This window comes from Achromobacter sp. Marseille-Q0513 (genome assembly GCF_018195695.1).
Lineage (GTDB): Bacteria > Pseudomonadota > Gammaproteobacteria > Burkholderiales > Burkholderiaceae_B > Achromobacter.
Genome location: NZ_JAGTJY010000539.1, coordinates 1 through 440, shown reverse-complemented (window position 1 = coordinate 440; position 440 = coordinate 1). Strand labels below are relative to the sequence as shown.

The following is a 440-nucleotide window of genomic DNA, read 5'->3' as shown; positions in this document are numbered from 1 at the left end:
GAACAGAACCACCATATTCCCTAGAGAGAAGAGACGATAAGTCCGGGAAGAGCTGGGAAGAGGCCGTAAGTAACGGGATGGCTTTTGAAAACGTCTTGCAAGTGTTGAAAACCGGGTCGCGGCGCTCGCCGGGCCATCAAATACCGGCTTCCACGAAGTCGGTCATCATCTCCAGCAGCACCGACCGCGCCGTAGGCGTCAACTCCAGGTCGCTGCCTTCTTTCCTACCCGGCATGTACCCACGGGCTGGAATATTAACCTTCTGGCCGCGCCCGGCCTTGCCGCCGAGCTGCTGGATGGCCGCGTAGGGCTTCGAGACGGACAAACCGGCCCGGTTGGCATCGTGGAAGGGCTGGACGCTCGGGGCCAGGCCGCCCGGAGAGCGTTGCAGCTTCTTGCCAGGCCAGTGGCCAGCCTTCTCGCGTTGCCTGATGGTCGAG

Annotated in this window: 1 protein-coding gene; it reads right to left on the bottom strand. The window is 61.8% G+C overall.

The genetic code is table 11. From position 1 onward, the window contains the following. Positions 1-136: 136 nt before the first annotated feature. Positions 137-440: phage virion morphogenesis protein (locus KDH83_RS31665; RefSeq protein ID WP_212323136.1), on the bottom strand; the 304-nt coding region annotated here is incomplete at its 5' end.